The 7,216-nt window shown below is 70.6% G+C and carries 7 protein-coding genes; 3 read left to right on the plus strand and 4 right to left on the minus strand.

Annotation, left to right across the window (positions count from 1 at the left end):
* On the plus strand, window positions 1–974 hold a 974-nt coding region (locus GWK61_RS51210; RefSeq protein ID WP_228564358.1), incomplete at its 5' end, for an amino acid adenylation domain-containing protein.
* Window positions 975–1,062: 88 nt separating this feature from the next.
* A complete protein-coding gene (locus GWK61_RS51215; RefSeq protein ID WP_194921335.1) occupies window positions 1,063–2,289 on the plus strand; it encodes a PucR family transcriptional regulator in 1,227 nt (408 codons plus the stop codon).
* Window positions 2,290–2,375: 86 nt separating this feature from the next.
* Here the strand turns inward: GWK61_RS51215 and GWK61_RS51220 are convergent, their stop codons facing one another.
* A complete protein-coding gene (locus GWK61_RS51220; RefSeq protein ID WP_194921336.1) occupies window positions 2,376–3,017 on the minus strand; it encodes a TetR family transcriptional regulator in 642 nt (213 codons plus the stop codon).
* Between the two features lie 81 nt (window positions 3,018–3,098).
* On the opposite strand from GWK61_RS51220, the gene GWK61_RS51225 reads away from it, so the two are divergent.
* Entirely contained in the window at window positions 3,099–3,545 is a 447-nt protein-coding gene (locus tag GWK61_RS51225; RefSeq protein ID WP_194921337.1) for an SRPBCC family protein, read from the plus strand.
* Between the two features lie 27 nt (window positions 3,546–3,572).
* Here the strand turns inward: GWK61_RS51225 and GWK61_RS51230 are convergent, their stop codons facing one another.
* The 3 genes from GWK61_RS51230 to GWK61_RS51240 all read right to left on the minus strand — a co-directional run bounded on the left by GWK61_RS51230 (window position 3,573) and on the right by GWK61_RS51240 (window position 7,081).
* A complete protein-coding gene (locus GWK61_RS51230; protein ID WP_194921342.1) occupies window positions 3,573–4,808 on the minus strand; it encodes a sugar ABC transporter permease in 1,236 nt (411 codons plus the stop codon).
* A gap of 257 nt (window positions 4,809–5,065) precedes the next feature.
* On the minus strand, window positions 5,066–5,854 hold the full coding sequence (locus GWK61_RS51235; protein WP_194921338.1) for an ATP-binding cassette domain-containing protein: 789 nt from the start codon (window positions 5,852–5,854) through the stop codon (window positions 5,066–5,068).
* A 138-nt stretch (window positions 5,855–5,992) separates the two neighbouring features.
* The gene (locus GWK61_RS51240) at window positions 5,993–7,081 is read right to left on the minus strand and encodes a sugar ABC transporter substrate-binding protein (RefSeq protein ID WP_194921340.1); all 1,089 of its coding nucleotides are present in this window, start codon (window positions 7,079–7,081) and stop codon (window positions 5,993–5,995) included.
* Window positions 7,082–7,216: the final 135 nt, after the last annotated feature.

Below are 7,216 nucleotides of genomic sequence, written 5' to 3' on the forward strand. Positions count from 1 at the left end.
GTGTCGGGCGGTGGGTTGAAGCGGTCGTCGCAGTCGACTACTGGCCCGACAGTCTTCGCAGTCTGCTGAGACAGGAGCCGCAGGAAGAAGGCGGCTACCCGCCGCACACCTTGCTGGGCATGGACGACCACCTGTGGCGCGGCGGGAACATCCTGCTCGCGCTGGCGCCGCCGGGGACGTTGTCGCGCATCGCGTCAGAGGCGGCGCCGATGGGCGTCACCGGCCGCATCGTCGGGGAGGCGCAGGCCGTCCGGTATGCCAGGACTCTGGTACGCCTCGCCAGCCACGCGCCGCTGTCCCGGCCGTTCGTCGACTATGCGCTGAGCGCGCAGGCCAGTGCGCGGGTGCGGATCGCGTTGGCCGCGAACTCGCTCACGCCGAACGCCACGCTCAGCAGACTGCTTACGGTTGCGGACGACGAGCCGGGGATCGCGGCGGCGATCAGCCTGCACGAGTGTGCTCCGCCGGCCGTGCGGCTCGCCGCGTTCCGGAAGGTGCGGGATCCCGCGGTGCTGGGCGAGGCCCGCGAGACGCTGCGGCGCGACGTCGACGTGGTCCGCCGGGTCCAGCGGATCGCCTCGGCCTCCGCCGACGAGGCGGGCCTGGTCCACGCCCTGCTTCGGGACGCGGGTCCGGAGCTGCCGTTCCAGGCCCGGCTGTTCGCCTACGCGCAGCTGGCGCGGATGTCGGGGCCCGAAGCGGCGTGGACGCTGGAGATGGACCGGGCCGGCAGCCTGGAGGCGATGCATCCGGCGGTGCGGGCGTCGATGGCGGCGGGGTCGGCGCTGCCGCTGCTGGAGGCGGCGGTGGCCGATCCGTATCGGGGCATGCACCACGACGCGGTCAGCTCGGTGGCGGCGCTGCGGCGGGAGGAGCTGCTGGACTGGCCGTTCCCTTGGCAGGACTCTGCTGATCCCGACTCTGCCAGTCCCGCCGAGGCCCCTGATTCCGCCGGCCCGGATCAGCTCGACTAGGCCGCGAGGGGGCAGAACTCCCCACATAAGAGTGATCAATCCGCGATTCGTCCTGTGACCGGACAGCTACAGCACTAAGGTGCGCCGTGTGGAGATCGGAAGTCCGCGGCGTGAACACGCCGACCAGAAGTTGGCCGAGCTGACGAGGCTCGCCGCGCTGATGCTGGAGCGGGCCGACGAGATCACCGACACGGTGGTGACCCGCGTCTACGAGCAGTTCCCCGTCTACGCCGGCATGGTCAGGCGCGACCTGCTGCGCGAATCAGTCCACGACCACGTGGTCTCGGCGTTCGACCCGATGGCCCGCAGCCAGAAGGCCGACCTGCGCGCGGCCGGGCCCACCGGCCGGATAGGGGCCGCCGACGGCATCCCGCTGACCGTGGTGATGGACGGCTACCGGGTCGCGTTCCGCGTGGTGTGGTCCGCCATCGTCGAGACGGCGCGCGGCATGGGGATGTCGGCCGACGCCTGCCTGGACGCCGCGACCATCTTGATAGCGTCCCTGGAAGCCTTCACCCGCGAGATGTCCACCGGCTACCGCGACGAACTGAGCCGCCAGATCCGCAGCGAGGAACAGCGCCGCGCGGCGGTGGTGCAGGCACTGCTGGAAGGCCGGCTGGCGGACACGAACGTCTGGGAGGCTGCGGAGCTGCTCCGGCTGCCGGCCAGCGGCCCGTTCGTGGTGATCGCCGCCCGCGTCCCGGAGATAGGGCGGCACGCACTGCCGCACATCGAGCAAGGACTCGGCGTCCTCGGCATCGACTCGGCCTGGCGGCTGATGCACGACGTCGAGATCGGCGTCGCCGCCCTCCCCGGCCCGAACCCCAAACTGGACCGCCTGGTGACGGCACTCCACACCGGCGAAGGCGCGCGCGTCGGCGTCTCCCCGCCCTACGACGACCTCCGCTCGACCTCCCTGGCCCTGCGCCTGGCCCGCATCGCCCTGCACGGCGCAGCCGACCGCCGCCGCGTGGTGGTCTTCGGCAACGACCCCCTGTCCGCCGTGGCGGGCAGCGCCCCGGACATCATGACGCGCGTGGCCCGCGGCATCCTCGCAGGCCTCGACGAACTGACAGTCCAGGACCGCACGCTGCTGCTGGACACCTTCGGCGCCTGGCTGGACGCCGACGGCTCGGCCGGCGAGGCGGGCGCGCGCCTGTTCGTGCACCCGAACACGGTGCGCAACCGCCTGCGCAGGCTGGAGAAGCAGACGGGCCGCTCGCTGTCGAACCCGCGGGCCATCGCGGAGCTGATTCTGGCTTATGAGATCGACGCCGGCGCGCGGGCGAAGGTGGCGGACGCGGCGGCTGGGTAGGCGGCGGGTTTGCTGCTGAACCAGCGGCGGCTTGTGCTTGCCACCTGGGGCGTCGGCAGTGCTGGTCGAGCCGAGCTTTGGTTGGTTTAGCGGGCTAGTCCTTGCTCCAGGACCGTGGCAGCGCGGTGCACGTCTGCGGTCACCGCCGCAGAAAGCTGATCCACCGACTCCGCCCCATCCAGCCGCCGCTCCAAGCTGCGGAACTGCACTCTCCACAGCGCCAACAGCGCCGCCGCAACAATCTGCGGCTCGGGATCCGCCGGATCCTGCCCGCCACGCTCGGCCAGCACCTTCGCCGCCTCGGCCGTCACGCGCTCGGTGACAGCGTTCTGATGAGCCCGCAGCGCCGGCGTCGACCACAGCAGCGTGCTGAATCGCCGATACAGCTCCGCACCCTCCCGGAAGCTCTGCTGCGCGGCCAGTTGCCCCATCATCATCGCCAGCTCGTCGGCCAGCACGCCGAGCGCCGCCTGGACCGGTGCCACGTCCGGGTCGGCCAGCGCCGCGAGCAGCGCGTCGGATGCGCCGTCGAGGCGGTCCATGACCAGCGCTTCCTTGGTGGGGAAGTAGTTGAACACCGTCTTCTCCGAGACCCCGCACGCCTCGGCGATCTCGCTCACCCGCACCCCGTCGAAGCCCCTGGCCAGGAACAGCTGCGTCGCGGTGTCGGCGAGCAGTTGACGGGTCTGGCGCTTCTTGCGCTCGCGCAGGCTTTCGCTCGGGCTCATGGCGGCCAGTCTAGTGCCGTCACAGAAAAGTTTCTGCTACAGTAATTTTTCAGTGACGGTAAACAACTCCCGGAGGCTCGCATGAGCGCCATCCACCTCGTCAACGACTACCCGCACCCCGCCGACCAGGTCTGGCGTGCCCTCACCGATCCGGAGCTGATACCGCGCTGGACCGCGACCGGGGCCGGCGGCCGCCCGGTCGGCTTCGACACCGTGGTCGGCACGCGCTTCCAGTTCGTCGGCAAGCCCAAGCCCGGGTGGGACGGCATCGTCGACTGCGTCGTGCTGGAGGTGGACGCCCCCAGGCTGCTGCGCTTCTCCTGGGCCGACAGCGGCGGCGGCGACCGGTCCGAGGTCGCCTACCGCCTGTCGGCCACCGCCGAGGGGACCCGCCTGTACTACGACCACACCGGCTTCACCGGGCCCGGCGGCTTCTTCATGGCCCGGCTGCTCGGACACGTCCGGCGCCGGATGCTGACCGTCGGGCTGCCGCCGGTGCTGGCCGAGCTGGAGCGCTCCGCTCGTTGAACGCAGCCCCGCGCTAGCAACTCCGCGCTAGACGCGGCCGCTGGCCTTCTGCGTCCGCCGCGCCACCGAGTCGATGACCACCGCGGCCAGCAGCACCGCACCGGTGACCATGAACTGGATGCTGTTCGCCAGGCCCTGGATGTTCATGCCGGACTGGATCGAGCCGATGACCAGCGCACCGAGCAGCGCCGACCAGGTCTTGCCGCGTCCGCCGAACAGGCTGGTGCCGCCGATGACCGCGGCCGCGATCGCGTTCATCAGCAGGTTGCCGCTGCCGGAGGTCTGCGAGGCGGACTCGATCTGGCCGGCCAGGAACATGCCGCCGACCGCGGACATCAGACCACAGATCATGAACACCGTGATGCGGATGAACGGCACGCTGATACCGGCCCGGCGCGCCGCCTCGATGCTGCCGCCGACGGCGAAGATGCGGCGGCCGTAGACCGTGCGCCGCAGGATGAAGTCGCCGACCACGATGAAGATCAGGAAGACCAGCGGAGCCAGCGGCATACCCTTGTACTGGTTGAACACGTACGCCACCACGAAGGCGACGATCGCCAGCAGGATCACCCGCGCCGCGATCTCGCCCAGCGGCTGCGCCGGCACCCCGGCCCGCAGCCGCCGCGTCCGGCCGTAGAGCGCGACCAGCCCGTAGAGCGCGACCGCGATCGCGGCGGCCCCGTAGCCGGCGACCTGCTGGCCGTAGATGGTGGTGTAGAGCTTGGAGACGATGCCGTTGTTCGGCAGGTTGACGGTGCCGGTGGCGCCCAGCACCTTCAGCATCAGACCGTTCCACGCCAGGTTGCCGGCCAGGGTGACGACGAACGCCGGCACGCCGATCCGGGCGAAGAAGAAGCCGTGCACGAACCCGGTGGCCGTACCGGTGGCCAGCGCCAGGATCAGCGCCAGCCATTGGTTCACGCCGTGGTTCACCGACGTCACGGCGAACACCGCCGCCGCCAGTCCGGACACCGAGCCGACCGACAGGTCGATCTCGCCGAGCAGCAGCACGAACACCACGCCGAGCGCGATCATCCCGGTGCCGACGATCTGCTGCGAGAGGTTCGACAGGTTCTGCGCCGACAGGAACGTGCTGTTCAGGCTCCAGAACACGATCCAGATGATGATCAGGGCCGCGATCACCGGCAGCGAACCCAGCTCACCGCCCTTGACCCGGCGCATGAACTCGTTCCAGTAGCCGGAGATGCCGCCCTGGCGCTGCAACAGCCGCGGGTCCGCGGCCGACCCGGCCGCCGGGACCATGGTCTCGACGATCTCCCGGACCACGTCCTTGGACTCGCCGGTCGCCTTCGCGGCCTGGGCCGTGGCCTCGGCCGGGGTGGCGCCGGCGGCCAGCAGCTCCTCGACCTTGTCGGTGACCGAGCCGCCGCCGGCCGGCGCCGGCCGGTCCTCGCCGCTGTAGTCGCCGGCGCCGGTCGGGATCGGCGTCGGAAAGGCGCCGCCGGCGTCCTCGCGGTCCCCGCGGTCCCCGCGCGCGCCCCCGCTGTTCGGGTCCTGGCTCATTCCTGTCCCTCCGGGTGCCGGGCCGCCCGCCGGGTGACGGCGTTGTCGGTGGCGCCGGTGATCGCCGAGATGATCTCCTGCTCGTTGGTGTGGTGGCCGTCGAAGAACCCGTTGTTGCGGCCCAGCCGCAGCACCGCCACGGTGTCGGCGACGGCCATCACGTCGACCATGTTGTGGCTGATCAGGATCACCCCGAGGTTCCGGTCGCGCAGCCGCTCGACCAGGTCCAGCACCTGCGCGGTCTGCTCGACGCCGAGGGCGGCGGTGGGTTCGTCGAGCAGCACCACCTTGGGGTCGCCGATCAGCGAGCGGGCGATGGCCACGGTCTGCCGCTGGCCACCGGACAGTGAGGCCACCGGGATGCGGACGCTGGGGATGCGGATCGACAGCGTCTGGAGCAGCTCGCGGGAGCGGCCTTCCATCGCGATCTCGTCGAGGATCCCCGCCCTGCGGATCTCGCTGCCCAGGAACAGGTTGCCGACGACGTCCAGGTTGTCGGCCAGTGCCAGGTCCTGGTAGACGGTCGCGATGCCGAGCTTCTGGGCGTCGTGCGGGCCCTTGATGCCGACCGGGCTGCCCTCCCAGACGATCTCGCCGTCGTCCGGCTGGTTCACCCCGGCGATGGCCTTCACCAGGGTGGACTTGCCGGCGCCGTTGTCGCCGACCAAGGCGACGACCTCTCCGGCGTGGACCGCCAGATCGACGCCGGTGAGGGCCTGCACGGCGCCGAACCGTTTGGAGACACCGCGCAGTTCCAGCACGGGTTGCGAGGTCGTGTCGGGCATGGGGGTACCTCCGCGGGGACTCGGGGCTTCGGCTTGCTGCTGCTGCTCTGTGTTCTCAGGCGGGCCTCGGGGAGGGCGCACTCGGCGAGTGCGCCCTCCCTCCGGCGGGCCCGGGAGGGATCAGGGGGATCAGCAGGATCAGCAGGTGATGCCGATCTGCGCGGCGGTGTACAGGCCGTCCTTGACGACGGTGGTGCAGACGTTGCTCTTGTCGACCACGGTCGGGGTGATCAGCTTCGAGGGCACCGACTGGCCGGAGCCCGACGTCTGCTTGTCCGGCAGCAGGTCCGTGCCGGGGGTCTTGCCCTGCGCGAACTCCACGGCCACGTCGGCCGCGGTCGTGGCCTCGGGCTTGTACGGCTTGTAGATGGTCATGGTCTGGGTGCCGGCCTCGATCCGCTGGATGGCGTCGAGCTGGGCGTCCTGGCCGGTCAGCGGCACGTGCAGACCGCTGGCGCTCAGCGCGGTGGCGATACCGGCGGCCATGCCGTCGTTGGCGGAGTAGACGCCGTTGATGCTGGCGGCCCCGAGCGCCGTGATGGCACCGGACATCTCCTGGTTGGCGGTGTTCGGGTCCCAGTTCGGCGTGTCGTACTCCTTGCCGATCTTCACCTTGCCGTTCAGGACCGACTGCGCGCCGGCCTTGAACTGCGCGGCGTTCGGGTCGGTCGGGGACCCGTTGATCATCACGATCTGCTTGCTCGCGGCGCCCGACCCCAGCGCGGTCAGCAGGGCGGTGCCCTGCAGCTCGCCGACCTTCATGTTGTCGAAGGAGACGTAGGCGTCGACCGGACCCTGGGCGAGCCGGTCGTAGGCGACCACCTTCACCCCGGCGTCGTGCGCCTTCTGCACGGAGGCCTGGATGGACTTGGAGTCCACGGCGTCCAGGATGAGGACCTTGTCGCCCTTGGTCAGGGCGGTGTCGACCTGGGTCTGCTGGACCGTGGCGTCCTGGCCGGCGTTGTAGTAGTCGATCTGCACGCCGGGCATCTTGGCGTTCAGCTCGGCCACCAGCAGCGGCTTGTCGAACGCCTCGTACCGGGTCGTCTTCGACTCCGGCAGCAGGATGCCGATGCGGGTGCTCGAGTTCGAGCCGGTCGTACCGCCGCTGCCGCTGGACGAACTGGACTTGCTGCTCTTGGCGCTGCCGCAGCCGACGGCGGTGGCGGCCAGCACGGCCGCGGCGAAGAATATCCCGGCGGCGCGGGCCGGACGCAGGTGCTGCATGATGCGCTCATTCCTCTCGCGGCCCCCGGGCTCGGCGGCCTACTGCTCCCCAATAGAGATCCACTAGGCATGGGGCGCCAGTTGGAGAGGGCCATAAGGGTTGTGCGCGCGGCGAGCGTGGCGGGTGGGTGGTTG

Source organism: Catenulispora rubra (assembly GCF_015356825.1).
Classification (GTDB): Bacteria; Actinomycetota; Actinomycetes; order Streptomycetales; family Catenulisporaceae; genus Catenulispora; species Catenulispora rubra.